A 24,266-nucleotide genomic window follows, 5' to 3' on the forward strand; every position below is an offset into this window, starting at 1 on the left:
GCCATTTTGTGCTTTCGTCTCTTAGCTTTCCATATTCAGCTTTTCAGTTTCGATAATCTGATCTTCTTCAAGATCTCGCATTTCTATTTCTGATTCGTCGGCAGCAAGAATTTTTACATCCATACCGAGACTCTGCAGTTCCTTGATCAGTACCTTGAAGGATTCAGGCACTCCGGGTTCAGGGACGTTATCCCCTTTTACGATCGCTTCATACGTTTTCACACGTCCAACGACGTCATCCGACTTCACTGTCAGAATTTCCTGAAGGGTATAAGCCGCACCGTATGCTTCCAGAGCCCATACTTCCATTTCACCGAAACGCTGACCGCCGAATTGCGCTTTACCGCCAAGCGGCTGCTGAGTTACGAGTGAATAAGGTCCTGTCGAACGGGCGTGAAGTTTATCGTCCACCATGTGGGACAGCTTGATCATATACATCACACCTACGGAGATACGGTTGTCGAACGGTTCTCCGGTACGTCCGTCATAGAGGAGCGTTTTCGCATCGCGCGGAAGTCCTGCTTCCTCGAGTGTTTCCCACACATCTTCTTCACGGGCCCCGTCGAAAACAGGGGATGCGACACGCTCACCCAACTGACGGGCAGCCATACCGAGATGCAGTTCCAGCACCTGTCCGATGTTCATACGGGACGGTACACCAAGCGGGTTGAGCATGACGTCCACCGGTGTTCCATCAGGCATGAAAGGCATGTCTTCTTCCGGAAGGATTTTTGAAATGACACCTTTGTTACCGTGACGTCCGGCCATTTTGTCCCCCTCAGAAATCTTACGTTTCTGAGCGATATATACGCGGATCAGCTGGTTTACACCAGGAGACAATTCATCACCGTCTTCACGGTTGAATATCTTCACGTCAAGGACGATACCACCGGCACCGTGCGGCACACGCAGGGAAGTGTCCCGTACTTCACGGGCTTTTTCTCCAAAAATAGCGTGGAGGAGACGTTCTTCTGCGGAAAGTTCGGTAACACCTTTAGGCGTCACTTTACCGACGAGAAGATCTCCGTCACTAACCTCTGCACCTATGCGGATAATTCCGCGATCATCAAGATCACGAAGAGCTTCTTCCCCTACGTTCGGAATATCGCGGGTGATTTCTTCCGGTCCGAGTTTTGTATCACGGGCTTCCGATTCATATTCCTCGATATGGATGGAAGTATACACATCGTCTTTTACGAGACGTTCGCTCATGATTACGGCGTCCTCGTAGTTATAACCATCCCAGGTCATAAAAGCCACGAGCGGGTTCTGTCCGAGCGCCAGCTCTCCCATATCCATGGAAGGTCCATCGGCAAGGATTTCACCTTTGTTGACACGGTCTCCTTTGGATACGATCGGACGCTGGTTGTAACAGCTGCCCTGGTTGGAGCGGATGAATTTCTGGAGACGGTATTTGTCGAGATCGCCTTCCACTTCTTTTCCGTCCACTTCGGAGATACGGCGTACGTGTACTTCTTTCGCTTCCACCCGTTCTACGATACCAGGGTGACGGTTGATGACCGATGCACCGGAATCCTTACCGGACACATATTCCATCCCGGTACCTACAATAGGGGCATCCGGCTGGATAAGAGGTACTGCCTGACGCTGCATGTTGGCACCCATAAGAGAACGGTTGGAGTCATCGTTCTCAAGGAAAGGAATACAGGCAGTCGCAGCAGAAACGACCTGCTTCGGTGAAACGTCCATATAGTCGATGCGATCGCGGCTCACGGCCGTGTTCTCACCACGGAAACGGGCGATAACTTCAGGGTCCGCAAAAGAACCATCTTCATTCAGAATGGCGTTCGCCTGAGCGACTACATAGTTGTCTTCCTCGTCCGCCGTCAGGTAATCGATATATTCCGTGACTTCACCGGTTTCGTGGTCCACACGGCGATACGGCGTCTCAATAAAGCCGAATTCGTTCACTTTCGCATAGCTTGAAAGCGAGTTGATCAGTCCGATGTTCGGGCCTTCCGGCGTTTCGATCGGGCACATACGCCCGTAGTGGGAGTAGTGAACGTCACGAACTTCAAAACCTGCACGCTCACGTGTCAGACCACCAGGCCCAAGCGCGGACAGACGACGCTTATGCGTAAGTTCGGCAAGCGGGTTCGTCTGGTCCATAAACTGGGACAGCTGGGAACTTCCGAAGAATTCCTTGATTGAAGCTATCACCGGTCTGATGTTAATGAGCTGCTGTGGTGTAATGGAAGAGGTGTCCTGGATGGACATACGTTCACGGATTACACGTTCCATACGGGAAAGACCGATACGGAACTGGTTCTGCAGCAACTCTCCGACACTGCGCAGACGACGGTTACCCAGATGGTCGATATCATCTGTATGACCGACTTTATGGAGAAGGTTAAAGAAATAACTGATGGATGATACGATATCGGCAGGAGTGATATGTTTCACATCTTTATCCACGTTCGCATTACCGATAACATTGATCGATTTTTCACCTTCCGGATCTGTAGGATCCACGACCTTCACAGATTGAACTTTAACATCTTCATCCAGAATTGCGTCTCCAGGCTGGAGATCTTCTTCAGCGAGCGAATTCTCTTCTTTATCGAAGTGAGGGATGAGTCTATTCAGAAGACGACGGTCGATTTTGTCGCCTTTTTCACCGAGAACTTCTCCCGTTTCTTCATCTACAAGAGTCTCCGCAAGCACCTGATTAAAAAGACGATCCTTAATATGAAGCTTCTTGTTCATCTTGTAACGTCCGACGCGTGCCGAGTCATATCGTTTCGGGTCGAAGAACCTTGAAATAAGAAGGTTTCGCGCGTTCTCCACTGTCGGCGGCTCTCCAGGGCGAAGTCTCTCATAAATTTCCAGAAGAGCTTTCTCACTGTTCTCCGTATTGTCTTTTTCAAGAGTATTTCTTAAATATTCGTTGTCTCCAAGCAGCTCGATGATTTCCTCATCGTTACTGAAACCGAGAGCACGAAGCAGTACAGTGATCGGCATCTTACGGGTACGGTCGATACGCACGTGGGCTACATCTTTCGCATCCGTTTCAAATTCAAGCCATGCACCGCGGTTCGGAATAACCGTGGCAGTGTGGCCACGTTTCCCGTTCTTATCGACTTTGGCGTTGAAATAGACACTCGGGGAGCGGACCAGCTGCGAAACGATGACACGTTCCGCACCGTTTATAATGAAAGTACCTGTATCCGTCATAAGCGGGAAGTCTCCCATAAATACTTCCTGTTCTTTCACTTCCCCGGTTTCTTTATTGTGCAGACGAACCTTCACACGAAGAGGTGCGTTGTACGTCACGTCCCGGTCCTTCGATTCATCCACCGGATATTTCGGTTCTCCGAGACTGTAATCCACGAACTCAAGAGACAGATTCCCCGTAAAATCTTCTACAGGAGAGATGTCCTGGAACATCTCCTTCAAACCTTCCTTAAGGAACCAATCGTACGAAGCTGTTTGAATCTCGATAAGATTCGGCAATTCCAAAACTTCACTGATACGCGCGTAACTTCTACGCTGGCGGTGTCGTCCATATTGAACTAGTTGACCTGTCAACAGATTCACCCCTCAAACAAGCATATTATTAACAAATTTCAAGGCATATACATGCCGAAAAAACTTGCTTACTTAAATCTTGGCAAGTAAATATAGTAAACATCCACGAAGTGTGAATGGTTTATCTTCATTTCTCTCTAACGTTAGACAAAAAAGAAAAAAAGGTTTCCCTTATTAAGAAAAGGGACATACGCATAGTTCCTAAGAATTTCTACGTATTTTTACTACTAAGTAAATTGCCTCCTCTACTTCTTTCGAAAACCTCATACCTTACATACATTTTCAGTTGTAGTTTTCCGGAAAATAAAAAAACACTTGACACGTATCTTTTATACCGGCATTTTATTATACTATCACAAACCGAAATGCGGGTCAAACCTTTTTTGCTTTAAAAATGTAGTACCCTTTATTCTTCCGGATCAGATGGACTTCTTTGAAAAGCTCTTTCAATTTTGTTTCTGCGGAGGGTGCCCCCTGTTTCTTCTGGATTACGACCCATAATTCTCCGCCTTCCTTCAGCACATGTTCCGCCTCTTCAAAGATACGGTGAACCGTCTTTTTCCCGGCACGTATCGGCGGGTTGGTAACAGCGGCTGCAAACGTACGGTCTTCTACTGCTTCCGCACCATCACTCTCAATGATTTCAACATTGTTTATCCTGTTCTCTTCCGCATTGACCTTTGCAAGTTCCAGCGCCCGTGCGTTCACGTCCACCATCACTACCGAGCGGGCCGGGCTTTCAGATGCAAGCGCGAGGCCGATCGGGCCATAACCGCAGCCGATATCCAGGATATCCCCCTCCACCTCCGGGGGTTGGAATGTTTCCGCCAGTGTTCTGGAACCGAAGTCGACACCGCCTTTGGAAAATACAGCGTGGTCGGAAAAAAATGTGAATGACTTCCCTTGCAGTGTCACACTCCATTTTTTCCTTTCACTTTTTTTAGACGTATTTCTGGAATAGTAATGTTCTGTCATATAGTCACCCTCTCTCTGCAGGAATTCCGGAGATAAATAAAAGCCCGCCGGAAACAGCGGGCTTTCATCACAGGGCACTTATTACTTAACTTCGATTGTAGCTCCTGCTTCTTCAAGTGTAGCTTTAAGCTCGTCAGCGTCTTCTTTAGCAATACCTTCTTTGATAGGCTTAGGAGCGTTATCAACGAGGTCTTTCGCTTCTTTAAGACCAAGACCAGTTGCTTCGCGGACCGCTTTAACAACTTTGATTTTGGAACTTCCAGGGTTTTCAAGAACTACGTCGAATTCAGTCTGCTCTTCAGCAGCTTCTTCGCCACCTGCTGCGCCTGCTGCTGCTACTGGAGCTGCTGCAGATACACCAAATTCTTCTTCGATTGCTTTTACAAGGTCGTTTAGTTCAAGAACGGACATTTCTTTGATTGCTTCGATAATTTGTTCGTTACTCATGATATTTCCTCCTTAATAGATGTTGAGTAGTACTTACGCACTCTCTTCTTCTTTTTGATCAGCAATAGCCTGAGTGGCATATGCAAGGTTACGCACTGGCGCCTGCAGTACACTCAAGAACATAGCTACAAGTCCTTCGTAATCCGGAAGGGTTGCAAGTTCCTGAATCTGTTCAAGTGTCGCCACCTGACCTTCGACGACGCCGCCTTTGATTTCGAGGTTCGGGTGCTCTTTAGCGAAGTTGTTCAAAACTTTCGCAGGAGCTACAACGTCCTCTTCACTGAACGCAAGAGCAGTCGGACCTACAAGAACCTCATCAAGTTCTGTAAGATCTGCGTCTGCAGTTGCACGACGAACCATCGTGTTCTTGTAGACTTTGAAGTCAACGCCTGCTTCGCGCAAGTTAGCACGAAGTTCTGTTGCTGCCGCGACATTCAAACCGCGGTAATCTACAAGTACTGCAGCTTTGCTATTGCGGAACTTATCAGCAATTTCAGAGACGACCTGCTGTTTCTGCTCAATTACTTTGCTCATTGTTCCACCTCCTAATAAACTGCCATCATACCGTCCGGTGCAAAGAAAAAGCCTCCATGCACCGAGACATGGAGGCTCCTCATAAAGCAGGAAAACCTGCCTGTTTATAAGCGAACACCTCGGCAGGAAATTAAGCGCCCGGGGCGCACCTGCTGTCTACGGTACAACGTATACATTTATATAACAACGATTATCATATCTGATCTGAACCGGAAAGTCAAGGAATAATTACTTGGAAGAGCCGGAAATGTCGACCTTGATTCCAGGACCCATAGTTGCAGATACAGCAGCGTTCTTCATGTAAATACCTTTCGTCGCCTGAGGCTTCACTTTAAGAAGTTCTTCTCTAAGGGCGTCGAAGTTCTCTTTGAGTTTCGACTCGTCGAAAGATGCTTTACCGATTGGAACGTGGATATTCGCAGATTTATCAACGCGGTATTCTACTTTACCGGCTTTGATTTCCTGAACAGCTTTTTCGATTTCGAAGGTAACTGTTCCGGTTTTAGGGTTAGGCATAAGTCCTTTTGGTCCAAGTACACGACCAAGTTTCCCTACTTCTGCCATCATGTCAGGAGTAGCGACCACTACATCAAAGTCGAACCATCCCTGGTTGATACTGTTGATAAGATCCTGCTCTCCTACAAAGTCGGCACCTGCCGCTTCCGCTTCTTTAGCTTTGTCGCCTTTAGCGAAAACGAGAACACGCTGTGTTTTACCGGTACCGTGCGGCAATACCATTGCCCCGCGGATTTGCTGGTCTGCTTTTTTAGGGTCTACACCCAGACGAAAAGCAGCTTCTACTGTTTCATCAAAGTTAGCTTTCGCAGTCTGTTTCACAAGACTGATAGCTTCACTTGTTTCATATGCGTTCGAAGTATCAACGAGCTTTTCAATTTCACGTTGTCTTTTTGATTTGTTAGCCATTTCTTTTCCTCCTCGTTGTGGTTTTAGCGGTTAGACCTCCCACGGTTAAACTTCTCTCCCTTCCTTCAGGAAGAAGGAGAAGCCCCCTGTACGTTCAGGTACAGGTTTTTCTTTTAACACGATAAAGGTTGCGAAAGAAGAGACTCTTCCACTCGCAACCTGTGTTTATCAGTTCTTACCCGACCGGGATCAGTCTTCGACAGAAAGTCCCATACTGCGCGCGGTACCTTCGACCATACGCATTGCAGAATCAACGTCAGAAGCGTTAAGATCAGGCATTTTCGTTTCTGCGATTTCACGAATTTGATCGCGTTTCACAGAACCTACTTTGTTACGGTTCGGCTCCCCGGAACCGGAGTCGATTCCTGCTGCTTTCTTAAGAAGAACGGCAGCTGGCGGAGTTTTCGTTACGAATGTAAATGAACGGTCTTCAAATACCGTAATTTCTACCGGAATGATCATACCCGCTTCATCTTGTGTACGAGCGTTGAATTCCTTACAGAATCCCATGATGTTGATACCAGCCTGACCTAGTGCAGGACCTACTGGCGGTGCTGGGTTCGCTTTACCTGCAGGAATTTGAAGTTTTACTACATCTATTGCTTTTTTAGCCACGAGACACACCTCCTTAAAGTCCGTGATGTGGTTACGGGGTTTCCCCTCCCACTCTTTATCCATGAACCCCCGTTAGCTTAGGGCATGTGAATAACATAGAAATTTTATCATTCTTCCTGTTTTTTTGCAAGAAGAATTTTATTAATCCGTCAGCTTCTCAATCTGAGAGAATTCGAGTTCGACCGGGGTTTCCCGTCCGAACATGTTTACGTGGACTTTAACTTTTTGTTTGTCCACGTCCAGATTTTCAATCGTACCGGTGAAATTGGCGAACGGTCCATCGTTGACTTTCACGTGCTCGTTCACTTCAAAATCCACTTCCACATTGGACGGTTCTTTCATCCCCATACGCTTCAGTTCACGTTCCGCCTCTTCCGGCAGGAGAGGGATGGGTTTCGATCCAGAGCCGGTCGACCCGACGAACCCTGTTACACCGGGGGTGTTACGAACAACGTACCAGGAATCATCCGTCATAACCATTTCTGCGAGCACGTATCCCGGGAAGACCTTTTTCTTCGTAACTTTCCGTTTTCCGTTCTTGATTTCCGTTTCGTCTTCTTCAGGAACAATGACACGGAAGATTTTATCTTCCATACCCATTGACTCGACACGTTTTTCTAAATTAGTCCGAACCTTATTCTCATATCCTGAGTAAGTGTGGACAACATACCATCTTTTTTCCATGTGGTGGGGACAAGCGCTTTGTCCTTCCCTCCCTTATCTTCTTAATTTAACTGGAAAAAACCCGCGAACGGGTTTTCCATGCATAGTTTATTTTCCTTTATCCTGTGATCAGTTCCAGACCCTGGGAAATACCAAAATCTACGATACCGAAGAACACAGCTATGAAAGCTACGGTCACAAGAACCGTAATCGTGTAGCGCATCAGTTCATTACCGGTGGGCCAGCTGACTTTTTTCATTTCGCGCGATACGTTTTTCAAAAATGTAAACATGCGGTGACACCCCCAAACTCCATCTTACTTCGTCTCCCGGTGCAGCGTATGTTCGTTGCAGTTGCTGCAGAACTTGCGCGCTGTCAACCGTTCCTCACTACTGCCGGACTTCTTTTCGGTTGAATAGTTTCGGCTGGAGCATTCCTTACAAGCCAGAACAATTTTTCTTCTCACTATAAACGTCCCCTTATAAAGAGGTTTTAGTCACTCTCACTAATGTAGCACGGTTAAAATAGAGTGTCAATTATCCCTGAAGAGCTAACTCTTCGGCTTCTGTGTATTTCTCCATTTTCTTCTTCACACGCTGAAGAGCATTATCGATCGATTTTACGTGACGGTTGATTTTCGCGGATATTTCCTGATAGGAATCCCCATCCAGATACAGAGCGAGCACTTCCTTCTCAAGTTTGCTGAGCACTTCTTCGATTCTTTTCTCTATATCCGTAAATCGTTCCCTATGTATCATCATCTCTTCGGGATCAATTGCGTGCGATCCCATAAGTACATCGAGAAGCGTCCGGTCCGATTCTTCATCGAACACCGGTTTATCAAGGGATACGTATGAATTGAGCGGGATGTGTTTCTGACGGGTAGCGGCTTTGATGGCCGTGATGATCTGCCTCGTGATACAAAGCTCCGCAAACGCCCGGAAAGAAGAAAGTTTATCCCCCTGGTAATCACGGATAGCTTTATAAAGACCAATCATCCCCTCCTGGATGATATCCTCCCGGTCAGCACCGATGAGGAAGTATGTCCTCGCTTTTGCACGGACAAATCCTTTGTATTTCTGGATCAGATAGTTTAAAGCTTCACTATTACCCTGGGTGATGTGAGCAAGAAGCTGCTCATCATTCAGATCCTGCAATTGAAGTGTTTTCATGCCCGTCCCTCTGCCTCCTAGATTGAATCAGGATTTTCAAACCGCACTTCCTAAATATAGGAATATTATATAGGAAGCGCTTACTTCCCGTCAACACGCGTTTCAGTGGTTTCCCCGTCTCCATTTTTCGAAAGCGTCGCGCACCTCTTCCTTCAGCTGGATTTTGGAAGCTTTTGTTTTTTTTGTTCGTTCGGATACATCTTCCTCGATTGCCTTACGGGCATTTCCGATATCGATGTACAGTTCCCGGGCGGAAATCCGGTAGGCCCCCTGGGCGAAAATGACCCGTTGCTGGGCGTAATCGGAAGTAGCGACGTACACTTTCGTCCGTACGTCGTTCAGTTCTCCGGACAGTTTCTCGATCCGCTCATCCGCCGTTTCGTTCTCTTTCGTATAAATGACTTCGATTTTGGCGCTCTGCTGCTTACGTTCCATTCCTCTGACGTGGTACGCATCAAAAACCACGATGACCCTTTCCCCTCTGTAGGACTGATACTCCGCAAGCATTCCGATGAGCAGGTCCCGGGCACCGGAGAGATCGTGATCCCGCAGTTCCTTCAACTCCGGCCAGGCACCAATCATGTTGTAACCGTCAACCAGCAGGATATTCATATTTATTTCCCCGCCGGGTAACGATTCCGGTACACTTCATACATCAGAAGAGATGCGGAGACAGAAGCGTTCAGTGACTCGACGTGCCCGGTCATCGGCAGACGGACGAGCCAGTCGCATTTTTCTTTGGTGAGACGACTTATCCCCTTTCCTTCGTTCCCGATAACAAGTGCCAGTGGGAGCGTACCATCCAGTTCGCGGTAATCCTCAGCGCCATCCGCGGCAGTGCCCACAACCCAGACGAATCTTTCTTTCAGTTCATCGATGGTTCTGGCCAGATTTGTCACTCTTACGACCGGCACATGTTCGACCGCTCCGGCGGAAGTTTTGGCCACGACAGCCGTCAGCCCGACAGAACGACGTTTCGGAATGATTACTCCGTGAGCCCCGGAAGCATCTGCCGTGCGGATGATCGACCCTAAGTTATGCGGGTCTTCCAGCTCGTCGAGAATAAGAAAGAACGGCTCCTCTCCTCTTTCGGCAGCCAGGGAGAAAAGGTCTTCCATATCGCTGTACTCATAGGCCGCTACGGAAGCAGCCACCCCCTGGTGATTCCCGTCCACCAGCTGATCGATTTTTTGTTTAGGCACCCGCTGGACCAGTATGTTGTTATTTTTCGCAGCTGCTTCGAATTTTTTCGCCGCCTGCTGCTGTAACTGATCGGAAATGAAAATTTTATTAATAGGTCGTTCCGCTTTCAAAGCTTCCAGAACGGCATTCTTGCCTGTAATCCATTCTCCGCTCATCTAAATCCCCTCCTTTTCTTCGATAGTGGTAATCGCACCGGAGACGAGTTCAAAAAGCCGATCTTCGTCACCGTCCAGATAAAGATAGCCGAGGACAGCTTCAAAAGCTGTCGCGAGACGATACGTGCGGACGTCCGTGTTTTTCGGGATGGAGCCGGACTTGGCATTCCTGCCCCGGCGGAAGACGTCCGCTTCCTGCTCGTCAAGCGCTTCGTCCTCCATCCATTCTTTCGCAACGTGAGCCTGTGCACCTGCCGATACGAATCGCACAGCCGTCTGATGCAGCTCCTGCGGACGTATGGTCCCTTTTTGAAGCAGGTGCTCCCGCACGTACAGGTCATGGACAGTGTCCCCCATGTAGGCGAGAGCCAGACTTTTCATCTGATGAGCATTAGTGATACGGCTCATCCCCTTTTCCACCTCGGCCCCTGCGGTGTATCCTCAAGCGCGATCCCTCTTTCTTTCAGCTCGTCACGAAGCTGGTCGGCTCTGGCGAAATTGCGGTCTTTTCTCGCCTGTTCCCGCTCCTGTATCTTTGCATCCACTTCCTCATCCTGAAGCTCATCGGCAGCATCAATTTCAAGGCCGAGCACTCCGGTAAGGTCTTCGAGAAGCGTGGCGTAAGCTTCCAGCACTTCTTCATCCGTCTGTTCTTTCTGCTGGTACAGGTTCGCGGATTTCGCTATATCAAACAGCACGGAAATGGCATTCGCGGTATTGAAGTCGTCGTCCATTTCTTTGATAAAAGACTGTCTCAGACGCTCCGTTTCCTCCATCCACTCGTCTTTGTCATTCGTAAGACTCATGCTGGTCTTCTTCCTGTGTTTCACATTTTCATAAGCGTTCTGGATGCGTTCGAACCCGCTTTTTGCGCTTTCAAGAAGTTCCGCGCTGAAATTGATCGGATGGCGGTATTGTACACTAAGCATGAAAAAGCGGATCATCTGAGGATCGTGCTTTTTAACCAGATCATGTGCGAGGACGAAATTCCCTAGCGACTTGGACATTTTTTCATTCTCAATATTGATATAACCGTTATGCATCCAGTAACGGGCGAAATCCGTCTCATTATGTGCTTCCGACTGGGCAATTTCGTTTTCGTGGTGAGGGAAAGTTAGATCCTGTCCTCCGGCATGGATATCGATCGTATCTCCAAGATATTTTTTCGCCATCGTGGAGCATTCGATATGCCAGCCCGGACGTCCTGTCCCCCACGGGCTTTCCCAGCTGATTTCCCCATCCTTCGCTTCTTTCCAGAGAGCGAAGTCGAGCGGGTCCTCTTTCTTCTCACCGACTTCGATCCGTGACCCGGACTGCAGTTCGTCGATCGGCTGCTGGGAAAGTTTTCCGTATTCATCAAACTTACGCGTCCGGAAGTAAACGTCGCCCTCTGTTTCATAGGCGTACCCTTTGCTGATCAGACTATCGATAAACGTTATAATTTCGTCCATATTTTCGGTGACGCGCGGGTGGTGAACCGCTTCTTTCACACCTAATGCACCCACGTCTTCCTTGTAAGCCTCAATAAAGCGGTCCGCAATCGCCGGCACTTCTTCTCCGAGCTCATTGGCGGCTTTGATCAGTTTGTCATCCACGTCCGTAAAGTTCAGAACATAGATCACTTCATAGCCCCGGTATTCAAAATAACGGCGGACAGTATCGAAAACGATCGCAGGGCGCGCGTTTCCGATATGAATGTAGTTGTATACGGTCGGGCCGCAGACGTACATCTTCACCTTGCCTTCTTCGAGCGGTTCAAACGTTTCCTTCTGTCTTGTGAGCGTATTATAAATCTTTATACTCATGGTCCTCACTCCTTTTTCTCTCGATATTCAATTCTTCGCACATCTCTTTGATTTCCTGCTCTATTTCATTCAGGCGATCGTAAACGGGGTCCGGCAGTTTGTGGTGGTCCAGGTCTTTCCTTTTCCCTTCCACTTTTTCCCCGTTCCGGATGACGACCCGACCCGGTATTCCGACTACTGTGGAATTCTCGGGCACTTCATGAAGGACGACGGATCCTGCTCCGACTTTCGAATTTTTGCCGATCGTCATGGAGCCGAGCACTTTGGCTCCGGTAGCGACAAGCACATTATCTTCAAGAGTGGGGTGACGCTTGCCTTTCTCCTTACCTGTACCGCCGAGTGTGACTCCCTGGAAGATCGAGACGTTATTCCCGATTTCACAAGTCTCTCCGACCACCACTCCCATACCGTGGTCGATGAAAAACCGTCTCCCTATCGTCGCTCCGGGATGAATTTCAATTCCGGTGAAAAAACGGCTGATCTGCGAGATGACTCTCGCCAGAAAGAAGAATTTCTTTTTGTAGAGGCCGTGTGCGATTCTATGAGACCAGATGGCGTGCAGACCTGCATAAGTAAGAATCACTTCCCAGTAAGAACGGGCAGCAGGGTCCTGGTCAAAAACCACTTCGACATCTTCTTTGAACATTTTTAATTTCCTCATCATTTCCCTCCTTCGCACTATTCTATGAATCCGTGTCATAATTCTTCTGTCGAAAAAAAGCGTCCCTGTGCCTTTAAGCACAGAGACGCTTCCGCGTGGTTCCACTCTGTTTGGAAGAACAGTCTGACTGTTCCTCCCTCTCACTTCTATAACGGGAAGGTGCCGCTTCGTCTACTGCAGGTTCGACGGAAGACTCAGGGGTGCATTTCGGGACATTCTCTTAAAACCGTTCTCAGCTGTACCGGTTCTCTCTGGGTAAGAGATATGTCCCTACTTCTCCCCGTCAGGGTTTTTTCTTTATTTCAATTCGTCCAGTGCTTTTTCAAGTCTTGCTGTCACTGTATCATACCCGAGGAGATAAATCGCGTTCGGAAGCTCGGGACCGTGGGTCTGCCCGGTAGTGGCTACCCGGATCGGCATGAACAGTTTCTTGCCTTTGTGACCTGTTTCCTTCTGAACTGCTTTCATCTGCGGCTTAATATTTTCCGGAGTGAATTCCTCAAGCTGTTCGAGGTTACGTTTGAACGCCTCCAGCACTTCCGGAACCTGCTCGCCGCGGAGAACTTCCATCGCTTCTTCATCATAATCGATCGTTTCCCGGAAAAACAGTTCGGTCAGCTCGGTGATTTCCGCTCCGTAATTCAACTGAGGCTGATACAGACTGATCAGTTCCTCCGTCCATTTCTGATCCTCCGCAGACCGGTCCGTCGAAACCTTCCCGTCTTTTTCAAGATGAGGGATCGTAAGCTCCAGTATTTCTTCAAACGAGAGGTTCTTAATGTACTGGTTGTTCATCCACTTGAGTTTCGCCGGGTCGAATACTGCCGGAGAAGTGGAGAGACGGTCTTCATCAAAGATCTCGATCAGTTTTTCAGGAGAGAATATTTCCTCTTCTCCTACCGGGGACCAGCCGAGAAGTGTAATAAAGTTGAACAGGGCGTCCGGCAGATAGCCGCGTTCGTAGTACTGGCTGATGAACTGAAGAATATGCTGATCACGCTTACTGAGCTTTTTCCTTTCTTCGTTCAGAATCAGGGTCATGTGACCGAACTGAGGCGGGGTCCAGCCGAAAGCCTCATATACCATCATCTGTTTCGGTGTGTTGGAAATGTGCTCTTCTCCGCGCAGCACGTGAGAGATTTTCATCAGGTAGTCGTCGATGGCTACGGCAAAGTTGTACGTAGGTGTGCCATTTTTCTTAACGATTACCCAGTCACCGAAATCGCTGGAATCAAAAGAAATGTCGCCACGCACAATATCAGTGAACGTATACGTTTTATCTTTCGGAACGCGTAGACGGATACTCGGCTCCCTGCCCTCGGCTTCGAACTGTTCCCGTTCTTCCTGAGTAAGGTTGCTGTGAGCTCCCGAATATTTAGGGACTTCGCCCCGGGCTCTCTGCGCTTCCCTTTCTTCCTCGAGTTCTTCCGCGGTAACGTAACACTTGTAGGCGAGATCTTTCTCCAGAAGTTCATCCACGTACTGCTGATAGATGTGAAGACGCTGCATCTGGTGGTACGGCCCGTACTCTCCACCGTGACCGGCACCTTCATCCCACTCGATTCCGAGCCATTTCAGGAAATCGAGCTGACTCTGTTCTCCACCTTCCACGTTTCTTTTTGCATCGGTATCTTCGATTCTTATAACGAAAGTCCCGTCGTTATGTTTGGCATACAAATAGTTGAATAGAGCAGTCCGCGCGTTCCCGATGTGCAGGTATCCGGTCGGGCTCGGTGCGTACCTTACTCTCACCTCTTTAGTCATACTGCTTTTCCCTCCTGTTTCTCCGTTCGTCTTTTTATCATTTTATCATTTTTTTACGTAGATTGCTGACTATTTTGCAACAGTACGGCTGCCTGCGAGGCGATTCCTTCCTTCCGGCCCGGAAAGCCCAGCTTTTCGGTTGTTGTCGCTTTTACATTGACCTGGGAGATCTCCACTTTCAAAAGACCGGCAATCGTCTTTCTTATGTCATCGATGTAAGGGGCCATCTTCGGTGCCTGGGCGATAATCGTCGCATCCAGATTACCGAGAGTGTAGCCTTCTTTTTCCGCTATTTTCCATACATTCTGCAGCAATACCCGCGAGTCGGCATCTTTGAACGCCGGGTCCGTGTCCGGAAAATGTTTCCCGATGTCGCCCTTGCCGAGCGCTCCGAGGATGGCATCTGATACAGCATGAAGCAGTACGTCGGCATCCGAATGACCGATAAGTCCCTGTTCGTGCGGAATTTCCACCCCGCCGATAATACATTTTCTTCCCTCGGCCAGCTGATGTACATCGAATCCTTGACCAATTCTCATTTGATAAATTGCCTCCTTCATCCCTTTTCTACATACGACGTCGCTTTTTGCAGATCTTCGGGAGTCGTTATTTTAATGTTGTCGTAACTTCCCCGTACGATGGAGACGTCATAGTCGAAGCTTTCTGCGAGCGCCGCATCATCAGTGGCATAAAACCCTCTGGCCCGGGCCTTTTCGTGAGCTTCCTTAATCAATTCGTACGGAAAACCCTGAGGTGTCTGCGCTGCCCATAAATCATCCCGGTTCAGCGTCTGCAATTTTCCGTCTTTCCATTGTTTAACCGTATCCGTTACCGGAACAGCCAGTAGAGCTGCCCCGTCTTTTTCAATCTTCTCCACGAGATGACGGATGCTGCTTTCCTTAACAAAAGGCCTGGCACCGTCGTGAATGAGGACCGGTAATTCCCGGTCGGAGACGGCTTTCAAACCTTCATAAACGCTATCCTGCCGTTCCTCTCCGCCGTGGATGAGGCTAATCTTCGGAAACTGATACGTCTCTATCAACTCCTGCATATCCGCTTCATCCGCCTCGTTCGTCACCAGAACTATTTCCCTGCACGTTACGTCCTGGGTGAAGACTTTCAGCGTGTGTACGATTAACGGGTCGTCCCCGATCATGAGAAACTGTTTGTTCTTTCCCGCTCTCATCCGTTTTCCCTGTCCTGCTGCAACGATTACTGCTGTATAATGTGTCATGTCCATCCTCCGGGTGTCGATTCCAAAATAAAAGCGATAACCCGATGTTATCACTTTTATAATCTCTTATTCGTTTATACCTTTTTTACAGCGCTTTTTCAAGGGATTTAGGTTTTGCGAAAATCATCCGGCCGGCTGAAGTCTGAAGGACGCTCGTAACGATTACATCAATCGTATCGCCGATAAAACTTTTCCCTTCCTCGACGACGATCATCGTTCCGTCATCCAGATACGCAACTCCCTGATTCTGCTCTTTACCGTCTTTGATGACGTGCACCTTCATTTCTTCTCCCGGAAGCACTACCGGTTTCACAGCATTCGCCAGGTCATTGATGTTGAGTACCTGCACACCCTGGAATTCGCATACTTTATTCAGGTTAAAATCATTGGTGACGACGATACCGTCTATGACTTTAGCCAGTTTGACCAGTTTACTGTCGACTTCCTGAATTTCCTCGAAGTCCCCTTCATACATTTCAACGTTCACAGGAACGTCCCGCTGCAGACGATTCAGGATATCGAGACCCCGTCGCCCTCTGTTCCGTTTTAGTCCGTCGGAAGAATCTGCAATATGCTGAAGTTCTTCCAGGACGAAGTGGGGAATGACCAGCGTCCCCTCCAGAAAATTGGATTCACAAATATCGGCTATTCTCCCGTCGATAATCACACTCGTATCGAGGATTTTTTTCCGGGGCACCTGTTCGTTTTTCTCCGTAGATGCCGCTTCTTCTTTCTTCCTGCTTTCCGACGTATTTTCTTTTCTCGCAATCGTCAAAAGGTTGAGAAATTCGTCCTTCCTCTTGTACCCGATCTGAAACCCGTAGTATCCGAGAAGAAGAGTTATGAAAATCGGAAGCAGCTGGCTGATGATCTTTATTTCAATATCAATAAGCATCGTATTGATTAAATACGCTACGAATAACCCGAAAATGAGCCCCAGACTTCCGAATAACAACTCGCCCACCGGTGCCCTGACCAGCGCATCCTCTGTCCATTTAAGAAATTTTACAATCGGGGAAACTAACCAGAACGTTAATAAGAATAGAATTAATGCACCTGCTACTGCACCTAATATCTGCTGAAGCCAAGGTTCAATTTCCCACCCGAAAGCTGTAAATGCTTCCGGCAAATACAAATACCCGATAGTACCTCCCGTAAGAATAAGGGATAACTGTACAACACGTTTTAACATTCTCTTCACCTCCTTTTAAAAAAAGTTCTTCCAAAATACTGCATCTCTCTCGTGTTACGATGTTTCACGTGGAACACAACCCCTACTCCAGGGTTGCGTCCATCGCTTCTTTGATCGTTTCCACACCAATCACTTCTATATTATCCGGTACAGTCCAGCCTTCCAGGTTTCTTGAAGGGATGACTGCCCGGGAAAACCCGAGTTTGGCCGCTTCCTGTACTCTTTGTTCAATACGGGATACGCGCCTGATCTCACCGGTAAGTCCTACTTCCCCGATAAGGATATCCGTTGCTTTCGGCACCTGATCACGAAAACTCGAAGCAATACTCACTGCGACTCCGAGGTCAATCGCCGGCTCATCCAGCTTCACGCCTCCGGCCACTTTCACGTACGCGTCGTAGTTCTGGAGGAGCAGACCTGCTCGTTTTTCCAGTACGGCCATAAGAAGAGGAACTCTGCTGTGATCGAGCCCGGTAGCCATTCTTCTCGGGTTCCCGAAAGCCGTGGGGGAAATGAGAGCCTGAATCTCCACGAGCACAGGTCTTGTTCCCTCCATCGATGCAACTACCGTTGACCCGGCCGTACCTTTGGATCGTTCTTCGAGAAATATCTCCGAAGGGTTTAATACTTCTTCGAGACCCGATTCCTTCATTTCGAAGATCCCCATTTCATGCGTGCCGCCGAAGCGGTTCTTCACGCTTCTGACGATCCGGAAAGTGTTGTGCTGCTCCCCTTCAAAATAAAGGACGGCATCAACCATATGTTCGAGCAGACGGGGGCCGGCGATGGATCCTTCTTTTGTTACGTGCCCGACGATGAACACGGGGATACCTTTTGTTTTGGCGATTCTCATCAGTTCACTCGTACATTCACGAACCTGGGACACGCTTCCCGGCGCGGAAGTGACCTCTTCCTTATATACCGTCTGAATAGAGTCGACCACCAGAAATTTCGGCTGCACCGTCTCTATATGAGCGACGATATGCTCGAGGTTCGTTTCTGCGAGAATGTACAACTGATCCGATGTAACGTTTAAACGGTCTGCACGAAGCTTCGTCTGCTTCGTCGATTCTTCACCGGAAATGTACAGGACGGGAAGGTTCTTGTCCGCTAACTGAGAGGAGACCTGAAGTAAGAGGGTCGATTTTCCAATACCCGGATCACCGCCTATTAAAACCATCGAACCTCCTACAATACCCCCGCCGAGCACCCGGTTAAACTCCGGCATCGCCGTCTCTATCCTCGATTCTTCTTTCAATGCGATAGACGTGATGCGCTCCGGTTTCGATCTGTTATCCTTATCGACCTGAAACGTGTGGCGGTCGTTCTTCCCTGTAATCGCTGTTTCCTCCACGAAAGTATTCCAGCGTCCGCATGCCGGACACTTCCCCATCCATTTAGGAGATTCGTTTCCGCACTCCTGACACACAAATATCGTCTTCTTCTTCGCCACCTTACATCTCTCCTTACTGTATATTATATACGGGATTTCTTATATATAAGTTTCATCCCCGTTTCAATTTCATTAAAAATCACCCCGGCCTTTAAAAAAGAGCCTGCAGAATATAAGTTCGGGGCGCACGGGAGAGAAACATGCAGCCTCTTCCTCTTTGTATAATTATGAGGGAATAAACAAAAAATCGGAAGGCATACGCCTTCCGATTCATACTTAAGCTTCTGAAGTTGCTGTGGATACTACGAATTCATTGTTTTCATCAAGATCGATGACCACTTTCTGTCCTTTGTGGATCGACTCTTTCAACAGTTCCTCGGACAGCAGATCTTCCACGTTCTTCTGCAGTGAACGACGAAGCGGTCTCGCACCATATTCCGGATCGAATCCTTCTTCGGCAATATGGGAGATGGCTTTATCTGAAAGTGTAAAGTCGATTTCCTGCTCCAGCAGACGCGTTCTGAGCTGGTCTGCCATGAGAGTCACAATGTCTTTCATGTGTTTTCTCTCCAGAGCATGGAAAACGATGGTTTCATCGATACGGTTAAGGAACTCAGGACGGAAAGCTTTTTTAAGCTCTTCGGTCACTTTCGATTTCATATCTTTGTGGTCCTGAGTCTGGTCTCCCATGGAAAACCCGACGTATTTATTTTCTTTCAATTCCTGTGCGCCGACGTTCGAAGTCATAATGAGCACAGTGTTACGGAAATCTACGACGCGACCTTTACCGTCCGTCAGACGACCGTCTTCAAGCACCTGAAGCAGTACGTTGAATACATCCGGGTGCGCTTTTTCCACTTCATCCAGCAACACGACGGAGTATGGTTTCTGACGGACTTTTTCTGTTAACTGTCCGCCTTCTTCATAGCCGACATAGCCCGGAGGGGAACCTACGAGACGGGACGTGCTGTGTTTTTCCATATATTCGGACATATCAACACGGATCATCGCGTCCTCTTCACCGAACATGCTTTCAGCGAGAGCGCGGGCCAGTTCTGTTTTACCTACACCTGTCGGACCTAGGAAAATAAAGGAACCGATCGGACGTTTAGGGTCCTTCAATCCCGCACGAGCCCGGCGGATCGCCTTAGCCACGGAATCGACAGCTTCCTCCTGACCGATGACGCGGTTGTGAAGCGTATCTTCGAGGTGAAGAAGCTGTTCGCTTTCTTCTGTAGTCATTTTCTTGACAGGCACCCCGGTCCAGACCGAGACGATGGAAGCTATATCTTCGACAGTCACTTCGGAATCTTCCTGTCCCTGTTTTTCTTTCCATTTTTTCTGCGTTTCTTCCAGCTCTTCGCGTAACTTCTGTTCGTCGTCGCGAAGAGAAGCAGCTTTTTCAAATTCCTGACTCTGTACAGCCGCATCTTTTTCTTTACGGACTTCTTCGAGTTTCTGCTCCAGTTCTTTCAGGTTAGGTGGAGCCGTATATGAACGGAGGCGTACTTTGGAAGCTGCTTCATCTATGAGATCGATAGCTTTGTCCGGAAGGAAACGGTCTGTGATATAACGATCGGAGAACCGGACTGCTGATTCGATTGCTTCATCTGTAATCGTTACTCTGTGGTGTGCTTCATAACGGTCCCGCAGACCCTGAAGGATCTGTGTGGATTCTTCCGTCGTAGGTTCATCCACCTGGATAGGCTGGAAACGACGTTCCAGAGCAGCATCTTTTTCGATATACTTCCGGTATTCATCCAGCGTAGTGGCGCCGATACACTGAAGATCCCCACGGGCAAGAGAAGGTTTCAGAATGTTGGAAGCGTCAATCGCCCCTTCTGCACCGCCGGCTCCGATCAGTGTGTGCAATTCGTCAATGAAAAGAATGATATTCCCTGCCTGACGAATCTCTTCCATCACTTTTTTCAAACGGTCTTCAAACTCTCCGCGGTATTTAGTACCGGCGACGACCGTACCCATATCGAGGGTCATGACGCGTTTATCCCTCAGAATCTCAGGTACTTCGTTTTCCACGATCTGCTGGGCGAGTCCTTCTGCAACTGCAGTTTTACCGACACCCGGCTCCCCGACGAGTACAGGGTTGTTTTTCGTACGACGACTCAATACCTGTATGACACGCTGAATTTCTTCACTACGACCGATGACCGGGTCGACGTTTCCTTCTTTGGCAACGGACGTCAAGTCCTGGGCAAGGGAGTCGAGTGTAGGGGTGGTTTGACCGCTGCCCTGAGCAGCTCCACCGCCCTGGTTGCCGCCGCGACGACCCTGGCCGCCGGTCGATTCATTGTTCCCCAGCAGCTGAAGTACCTGTTGGCGGGCTTTATTCAGACTGACACCGAGATTGTTAAGCACTCGTGCAGCCACTCCTTCTCCTTCGCGGATCAGACCGAGAAGAATATGTTCCGTGCCTACGTAAGAGTGCCCCAATTTGCGGGCTTCGTCCATGGAAAGCTCAATCACCTTCTTGGCGCGCGGAGTATAGTGGATCGTCTGGGATTTCTGTTCTCCTGCACCGATCAGGTTCTCCACTTCCGTCTGGATGGTTTCAGCTTCCAGTCCAAGCGCAGTCAGCGCTTTCGCTGCAATACCCTCACCTTCTTTAACGAGACCTAACAGCACGTGTTCCGTACCGATATTACTGTGACCTAGACGCACGGCTTCTTCCTGGGACAATGCAAGTACTTTTTGTGCTCTTTCTGTAAATCTGCCAAACATCATAATTTGTTACCTCCTTCATTAGTTATCATCTTCAAGATTTATTCTTTCCCTGATCAGAGTCGCCCGTTTGATATCCCGGTCTTCGGGGTCCAGGGATTCTCCTGCGTACTGCTGGAGAAATCCGGGCTGGGTCAGTACCATCAGTTCATTTAAGATGGTGCGCGGTATGTCTTTCAGAAAATCCAGATCAATACCGAGACGAAGATCCGACAGACAGCCTGCTGCTTCTTTTGAAGTGATGACCCGGCTGTGTCTGAGCGTACCATAAGAACGATAAATACGATCTTCCAGCTGCACAGGTGAACGATTCATCAGTGTCTGTCTTGCCTTGCGTTCCTGCTCAATGAGCTGCTGCACAACGCTGTGCAGATCTTCCACGATGTCTTCTTCTGATTTACCCAGAGTAATCTGGTTTGAAATCTGAAAAAGATTTCCCACCGCTTCACTGCCTTCACCATATATTCCCCGCACGACGAGACCCAGCTGGTTGATTGCAGGAGTCATACGATTAATCTGTTTAGTGAGGGCGAGCGCGGGCAGGTGCATCATGACAGAGGCCCTCATTCCTGTTCCCACATTTGTCGGGCATGCAGTCAAATATCCGCGCTCTTCGTCAAAGGCGTAATCTATTTTCTCTTCAAGCCAGTCATCCAGCTGAGAGGCCTGTTCCAGAGCTTTATCAAGCTGAAAACCCGGGAAATACAGCTGAATGCGAAGATGATCTTCTTCATTGACCATAATCGACACCTGTTCATTTTCACTGATAATGGTAGCTGCATTTTCTCTGTCTTCAATCAGATGGGGGCTGACCAGATGCTTCTCTACGAGCACCCTTTTTTCTATCGGCTGAAGATCATCCATCTTCACGAGCTGCAGCCCTTCATATTCACGGAAAGAACTATCGGTAAAATGTTCATCCATGAAGGAAAGGACCTCCTCCAGCGGTTCACCTCTTGCTACCGTGGGGAATGGCTGGGAAGAGAAGTTTCTTGCAAGCCGGATGCGACTGCTCAGTACTATATCACTGTCCGGTCCGTCGTGCCGCATCCACGGACTGATAGCCTCATTCATAAATTTCTCAAGAGACATCAGGAATCACCGCCTTTATCCTGGTTCAATTCTTCTTCAAGTGTTCTGATTTCATCTCTTACCTTGGCAGCTTCCTCGAATTCTTCCTGGTTGATAAGCTGATGAAGCTTTTCCCGGTGTTTCTCAATATCTCTGCGAAGATTCAGATCCCCGCCGGCTCGTTTTGGAACTTTGCCGTGGTGAGTCGTATTTCCGCTGTGCACCCGTTTCAGAATCGGATCCAGCCTTTCATTGAACGTCTCATAGCACGTGGCACAGCCGAATTTCCCGGCCTTCGTGAATTCCTGATAGGTCAGACCGCATCCGGAACATTGAAGACTTTCCTTCTGCTGCTGCTGCTTATTCCCCTGAAATAACTTTCCGGCACTTCCGCTGCCTTCCATATGAAAAAGTCCGGACAACAAATCATTCAGAGAGAACTTCTCTTCTTCCTGATTCATGTACCCCTGTTCCTTGGCACAGGAGTCGCACAAATGAACTTCATTTTTTTCACCGTTGATCACTTGGGTCAGATGAACAGTAGCCGGATACTTCTCACAGCGCTGACATTGCATACAAGCACACTCCTTTCTCTACTTATATTTAAGCTTCGATAACATAGCCGTCATTACTCTCGATCGTATTTCATCACGGAACGGTAATGGGAAAGCTAACGTATTTCTATCAATAACGCTCAAAATAAGTTCGGACTCTCTCGTCGTAATCACTTTATTTTCAAGCAGCCGTTCCACGATATCCAGAGCTCTAGACTGGGATACCTGCGGCTGAATGAGCAGTAATACTTCGTCGATGAGGTCGGCTTCATCCAGATGATGAATACGGCGGATGCGAATATATCCGCCACCGCCTCTTTTACTTTCCACTATATACCCTTTTTCCACAGTAAAACGGGTCTTAATCACATAATTGATTTGAGAGGGCACACACTGAAATTTTTCAGCCAGATCACTACGTTTTATTTCGATGACCTGATGCGGGTTATCCTGGATTATATGTTTCAGATATTCTTCGATGACATCGGATATATTCCGCATGGCCCTCCTCCTTCCTTTGACTTTGACTATCTTTGACTATAATTTTATTATACTCAAAATCATGAAGCATTCAACTATTTTGTTTACAATAGAACCTTTCCCTGAACACCCTCCCATTAAAAGCATTTTGTCGGCAAATCATCATATCCTATCTTTACAAAAAAAAGCCGGGAGCAGGCTTTTAGAATCTGTGGATTACTGAAATTTCCCCGTCGAGTTTTCCCAACTCTTCCATTAAGGTTTGATCATCCAGTGTATTTGTTTTTGATAATTTCAAAATCATATAGATATGATCTTCTTTTTTGATTTCCACCTTTTCGATTTCAACTTCAAGATGTTCCAGCAGTGCAAAAATCTCCTTTACACCTTTCTGGTCTGCCACTGTAAGGTGATAAGCACCCTTTGCTACGTGCCTGAGATATTTTTCTTCCAGGTTATTCAACAGGATGAGGCTGAGAAGGACAAGAAAAGTGGCCAGCACCGCAATGTCGTACATGCCTGCTCCGACAATCAGTCCAATCCCCGCAACTGTCCATATAGAAGCGGCTGTCGTCAGGCCACGTATGGTGCTTCCGTTTACGATAATCGTACCTGCTCCAAGAAAGCCGATTCCGCTGATAACATAAGAAGGAATGCGGGCAGGATCAAAGCGGATATTGTCATATTTCTGGATATATTCTTCAAATCCGTATAGGGATAAAAGCATCATAATACACGCTCCGACACCAACAAGTATGTGGGTACGGAATCCGGCAGAGTGCCGTTTCAGTTCTCTTTCAAAACCTATCAGTCCTGAAAGAAACAGTGCAATCACCAGTCTGATCGTAAAAATATCAAAGTCTTCGTCAATAAATCCCGAAAAAAATTCTTTGAATTCTTCCATCCTGCTCCCCGCCTTTCCAGTTTCGACTTCTCTAAATATCCTACCCCTGCATAATAAGACTGAATCATAGAAGGGGTCGAGAAAGATCTTACCTATACAAAAGAAGCCCAGAGGGGGTGGCCTCTGGGCTTCTGACAATGTGGCAGCGCCCTACTCTTGCGGGGGGTAACCCCGACTACCATCGGCGCGGAAGAACTTAACTTCTGTGTTCGGCATGGGAACAGGTGTGACC

25 protein-coding genes, 1 rRNA gene and 2 other annotated features are annotated in these 24,266 nt (G+C 48.1%); all 26 genes read right to left on the minus strand.

What is annotated here, in order from left to right; all coding sequences use genetic code 11:
- Positions 1 to 21: 21 nt before the first annotated feature.
- Complete coding sequence (gene rpoB, locus BW931_RS11765; RefSeq protein WP_076572522.1) at positions 22 to 3,549, minus strand: DNA-directed RNA polymerase subunit beta; 3,528 nt, start codon at positions 3,547 to 3,549, stop codon at positions 22 to 24.
- Between the two features lie 372 nt (positions 3,550 to 3,921).
- Entirely contained in the window at positions 3,922 to 4,524 is a 603-nt protein-coding gene (locus BW931_RS11770; protein ID WP_076572547.1) for a class I SAM-dependent methyltransferase, read from the minus strand.
- An 81-nt stretch (positions 4,525 to 4,605) separates the two neighbouring features.
- Positions 4,606 to 4,971 carry a 50S ribosomal protein L7/L12 gene (gene rplL / locus BW931_RS11775; protein WP_008592503.1) on the minus strand — a complete coding sequence of 122 codons (366 nt, stop codon included), beginning with the start codon at positions 4,969 to 4,971 and terminating at the stop codon, positions 4,606 to 4,608.
- A 33-nt stretch (positions 4,972 to 5,004) separates the two neighbouring features.
- A complete protein-coding gene (gene rplJ, locus BW931_RS11780; RefSeq protein WP_076572524.1) occupies positions 5,005 to 5,505 on the minus strand; it encodes a 50S ribosomal protein L10 in 501 nt (166 codons plus the stop codon).
- A 35-nt stretch (positions 5,506 to 5,540) separates the two neighbouring features.
- Positions 5,541 to 5,685 (minus strand) — a sequence feature (ribosomal protein L10 leader region).
- 48 nt (positions 5,686 to 5,733) lie between these two features.
- Entirely contained in the window at positions 5,734 to 6,429 is a 696-nt protein-coding gene (gene rplA / locus BW931_RS11785) for a 50S ribosomal protein L1 (protein WP_008592498.1), read from the minus strand.
- A gap of 189 nt (positions 6,430 to 6,618) precedes the next feature.
- On the minus strand, positions 6,619 to 7,044 hold the full coding sequence (gene rplK, locus BW931_RS11790; RefSeq protein ID WP_143023837.1) for a 50S ribosomal protein L11: 426 nt from the start codon (positions 7,042 to 7,044) through the stop codon (positions 6,619 to 6,621).
- A gap of 141 nt (positions 7,045 to 7,185) precedes the next feature.
- Entirely contained in the window at positions 7,186 to 7,728 is a 543-nt protein-coding gene (nusG, locus tag BW931_RS11795) for a transcription termination/antitermination protein NusG (RefSeq protein WP_076572528.1), read from the minus strand.
- A 97-nt stretch (positions 7,729 to 7,825) separates the two neighbouring features.
- A complete protein-coding gene (gene secE, locus BW931_RS11800) occupies positions 7,826 to 7,999 on the minus strand; it encodes a preprotein translocase subunit SecE (protein ID WP_076572530.1) in 174 nt (57 codons plus the stop codon).
- Between the two features lie 24 nt (positions 8,000 to 8,023).
- Positions 8,024 to 8,173 (minus strand): 50S ribosomal protein L33, encoded by a 150-nt coding sequence (rpmG, locus tag BW931_RS11805; RefSeq protein ID WP_008592489.1) that lies wholly within the window; start codon positions 8,171 to 8,173, stop codon positions 8,024 to 8,026.
- 70 nt (positions 8,174 to 8,243) lie between these two features.
- Positions 8,244 to 8,879, minus strand: coding sequence for an RNA polymerase sporulation sigma factor SigH (gene sigH / locus BW931_RS11810; protein WP_076572531.1), 636 nt, complete (start codon positions 8,877 to 8,879; stop codon positions 8,244 to 8,246).
- 102 nt (positions 8,880 to 8,981) lie between these two features.
- Positions 8,982 to 9,491: an NYN domain-containing protein gene (locus BW931_RS11815; protein WP_008592485.1), complete on the minus strand. Its 510-nt coding sequence runs from the start codon at positions 9,489 to 9,491 to the stop codon at positions 8,982 to 8,984.
- Between the two features lie 2 nt (positions 9,492 to 9,493).
- Positions 9,494 to 10,237 (minus strand): 23S rRNA (guanosine(2251)-2'-O)-methyltransferase RlmB, encoded by a 744-nt coding sequence (gene rlmB, locus BW931_RS11820; protein WP_008592484.1) that lies wholly within the window; start codon positions 10,235 to 10,237, stop codon positions 9,494 to 9,496.
- Positions 10,238 to 10,645: a Mini-ribonuclease 3 gene (locus BW931_RS11825; RefSeq protein ID WP_008592482.1), complete on the minus strand. Its 408-nt coding sequence runs from the start codon at positions 10,643 to 10,645 to the stop codon at positions 10,238 to 10,240.
- A complete protein-coding gene (gene cysS / locus BW931_RS11830) occupies positions 10,642 to 12,042 on the minus strand; it encodes a cysteine--tRNA ligase (RefSeq protein WP_076572533.1) in 1,401 nt (466 codons plus the stop codon). Before cysS ends, BW931_RS11825 begins: the two co-directional genes overlap by 4 nt.
- Positions 12,023 to 12,703, minus strand: a complete 681-nt coding sequence (gene cysE, locus BW931_RS11835; RefSeq protein WP_143541886.1) for a serine O-acetyltransferase — start codon at positions 12,701 to 12,703, stop codon at positions 12,023 to 12,025. The genes cysS and cysE overlap by 20 nt, the downstream gene beginning before the upstream one ends.
- Positions 12,704 to 12,781: 78 nt before the next feature.
- Positions 12,782 to 12,999, minus strand: a binding site (T-box leader).
- 1 nt (position 13,000) lies between these two features.
- Positions 13,001 to 14,467 carry a glutamate--tRNA ligase gene (gltX, locus tag BW931_RS11840; protein ID WP_076572535.1) on the minus strand — a complete coding sequence of 489 codons (1,467 nt, stop codon included), beginning with the start codon at positions 14,465 to 14,467 and terminating at the stop codon, positions 13,001 to 13,003.
- 53 nt (positions 14,468 to 14,520) lie between these two features.
- Positions 14,521 to 15,006 carry a 2-C-methyl-D-erythritol 2,4-cyclodiphosphate synthase gene (ispF, locus tag BW931_RS11845; protein WP_008592474.1) on the minus strand — a complete coding sequence of 162 codons (486 nt, stop codon included), beginning with the start codon at positions 15,004 to 15,006 and terminating at the stop codon, positions 14,521 to 14,523.
- A 17-nt stretch (positions 15,007 to 15,023) separates the two neighbouring features.
- On the minus strand, positions 15,024 to 15,701 hold the full coding sequence (gene ispD, locus BW931_RS11850) for a 2-C-methyl-D-erythritol 4-phosphate cytidylyltransferase (RefSeq protein WP_076572537.1): 678 nt from the start codon (positions 15,699 to 15,701) through the stop codon (positions 15,024 to 15,026).
- An 85-nt stretch (positions 15,702 to 15,786) separates the two neighbouring features.
- Positions 15,787 to 16,893 carry a PIN/TRAM domain-containing protein gene (locus BW931_RS11855; protein WP_076572539.1) on the minus strand — a complete coding sequence of 369 codons (1,107 nt, stop codon included), beginning with the start codon at positions 16,891 to 16,893 and terminating at the stop codon, positions 15,787 to 15,789.
- An 82-nt stretch (positions 16,894 to 16,975) separates the two neighbouring features.
- Positions 16,976 to 18,346: a DNA repair protein RadA gene (radA, locus tag BW931_RS11860; RefSeq protein ID WP_008592467.1), complete on the minus strand. Its 1,371-nt coding sequence runs from the start codon at positions 18,344 to 18,346 to the stop codon at positions 16,976 to 16,978.
- A 216-nt stretch (positions 18,347 to 18,562) separates the two neighbouring features.
- A complete protein-coding gene (clpC, locus tag BW931_RS11865; RefSeq protein ID WP_076572541.1) occupies positions 18,563 to 21,028 on the minus strand; it encodes an ATP-dependent protease ATP-binding subunit ClpC in 2,466 nt (821 codons plus the stop codon).
- A gap of 18 nt (positions 21,029 to 21,046) precedes the next feature.
- Complete coding sequence (locus tag BW931_RS11870; RefSeq protein WP_076572543.1) at positions 21,047 to 22,117, minus strand: protein-arginine kinase McsB; 1,071 nt, start codon at positions 22,115 to 22,117, stop codon at positions 21,047 to 21,049.
- Positions 22,117 to 22,671 (minus strand): protein-arginine kinase activator protein McsA, encoded by a 555-nt coding sequence (locus BW931_RS11875; RefSeq protein ID WP_008592459.1) that lies wholly within the window; start codon positions 22,669 to 22,671, stop codon positions 22,117 to 22,119. Before BW931_RS11875 ends, BW931_RS11870 begins: the two co-directional genes overlap by 1 nt.
- Positions 22,672 to 22,689: 18 nt before the next feature.
- On the minus strand, positions 22,690 to 23,151 hold the full coding sequence (locus BW931_RS11880) for a CtsR family transcriptional regulator (RefSeq protein ID WP_076572545.1): 462 nt from the start codon (positions 23,149 to 23,151) through the stop codon (positions 22,690 to 22,692).
- 181 nt (positions 23,152 to 23,332) lie between these two features.
- Positions 23,333 to 24,034 carry an MgtC/SapB family protein gene (locus tag BW931_RS11885; RefSeq protein ID WP_008592455.1) on the minus strand — a complete coding sequence of 234 codons (702 nt, stop codon included), beginning with the start codon at positions 24,032 to 24,034 and terminating at the stop codon, positions 23,333 to 23,335.
- 137 nt (positions 24,035 to 24,171) lie between these two features.
- Positions 24,172 to 24,266: ribosomal RNA gene (rrf, locus tag BW931_RS11890) — 5S ribosomal RNA — on the minus strand; the annotation flags it as partial.

The organism is Salimicrobium salexigens (assembly GCF_900156705.1).
Lineage (GTDB): Bacteria > Bacillota > Bacilli > Bacillales > Halobacillaceae > Salimicrobium > Salimicrobium album.

Excerpts from the sequence above, each read along its gene's own strand:
- cysE (WP_143541886.1), bottom strand. The coding sequence starts at position 12,703 with ATGAGGAAATTAAAAATGTTCAAAGAAGATGTCGAAGTGGTTTTTGAC.
- rplL (WP_008592503.1), bottom strand. The coding sequence starts at position 4,971 with ATGAGTAACGAACAAATTATCGAAGCAATCAAAGAAATGTCCGTTCTT.
- BW931_RS11815 (WP_008592485.1), bottom strand. The coding sequence starts at position 9,491 with ATGAATATCCTGCTGGTTGACGGTTACAACATGATTGGTGCCTGGCCG.
- BW931_RS11875 (WP_008592459.1), bottom strand. The coding sequence starts at position 22,671 with ATGCAATGTCAGCGCTGTGAGAAGTATCCGGCTACTGTTCATCTGACC.
- ispD (WP_076572537.1), bottom strand. The coding sequence starts at position 15,701 with ATGACACATTATACAGCAGTAATCGTTGCAGCAGGACAGGGAAAACGG.
- BW931_RS11880 (WP_076572545.1), bottom strand. The coding sequence starts at position 23,151 with ATGCGGAATATATCCGATGTCATCGAAGAATATCTGAAACATATAATC.
- BW931_RS11825 (WP_008592482.1), bottom strand. The coding sequence starts at position 10,645 with ATGAGCCGTATCACTAATGCTCATCAGATGAAAAGTCTGGCTCTCGCC.
- BW931_RS11870 (WP_076572543.1), bottom strand. The coding sequence starts at position 22,117 with ATGTCTCTTGAGAAATTTATGAATGAGGCTATCAGTCCGTGGATGCGG.
- ispF (WP_008592474.1), bottom strand. The coding sequence starts at position 15,006 with ATGAGAATTGGTCAAGGATTCGATGTACATCAGCTGGCCGAGGGAAGA.
- rplJ (WP_076572524.1), bottom strand. The coding sequence starts at position 5,505 with ATGAGCAAAGTAATTGAGCAGAAACAGCAGGTCGTCTCTGAAATTGCT.
- secE (WP_076572530.1), bottom strand. The coding sequence starts at position 7,999 with ATGTTTACATTTTTGAAAAACGTATCGCGCGAAATGAAAAAAGTCAGC.
- clpC (WP_076572541.1), bottom strand. The coding sequence starts at position 21,028 with ATGATGTTTGGCAGATTTACAGAAAGAGCACAAAAAGTACTTGCATTG.
- rlmB (WP_008592484.1), bottom strand. The coding sequence starts at position 10,237 with ATGAGCGGAGAATGGATTACAGGCAAGAATGCCGTTCTGGAAGCTTTG.
- gltX (WP_076572535.1), bottom strand. The coding sequence starts at position 14,467 with ATGACTAAAGAGGTGAGAGTAAGGTACGCACCGAGCCCGACCGGATAC.
- rplA (WP_008592498.1), bottom strand. The coding sequence starts at position 6,429 with ATGGCTAACAAATCAAAAAGACAACGTGAAATTGAAAAGCTCGTTGAT.
- nusG (WP_076572528.1), bottom strand. The coding sequence starts at position 7,728 with ATGGAAAAAAGATGGTATGTTGTCCACACTTACTCAGGATATGAGAAT.
- BW931_RS11885 (WP_008592455.1), bottom strand. The coding sequence starts at position 24,034 with ATGGAAGAATTCAAAGAATTTTTTTCGGGATTTATTGACGAAGACTTT.
- sigH (WP_076572531.1), bottom strand. The coding sequence starts at position 8,879 with ATGAAAACACTTCAATTGCAGGATCTGAATGATGAGCAGCTTCTTGCT.
- BW931_RS11770 (WP_076572547.1), bottom strand. The coding sequence starts at position 4,524 with ATGACAGAACATTACTATTCCAGAAATACGTCTAAAAAAAGTGAAAGG.
- cysS (WP_076572533.1), bottom strand. The coding sequence starts at position 12,042 with ATGAGTATAAAGATTTATAATACGCTCACAAGACAGAAGGAAACGTTT.
- BW931_RS11855 (WP_076572539.1), bottom strand. The coding sequence starts at position 16,893 with ATGTTAAAACGTGTTGTACAGTTATCCCTTATTCTTACGGGAGGTACT.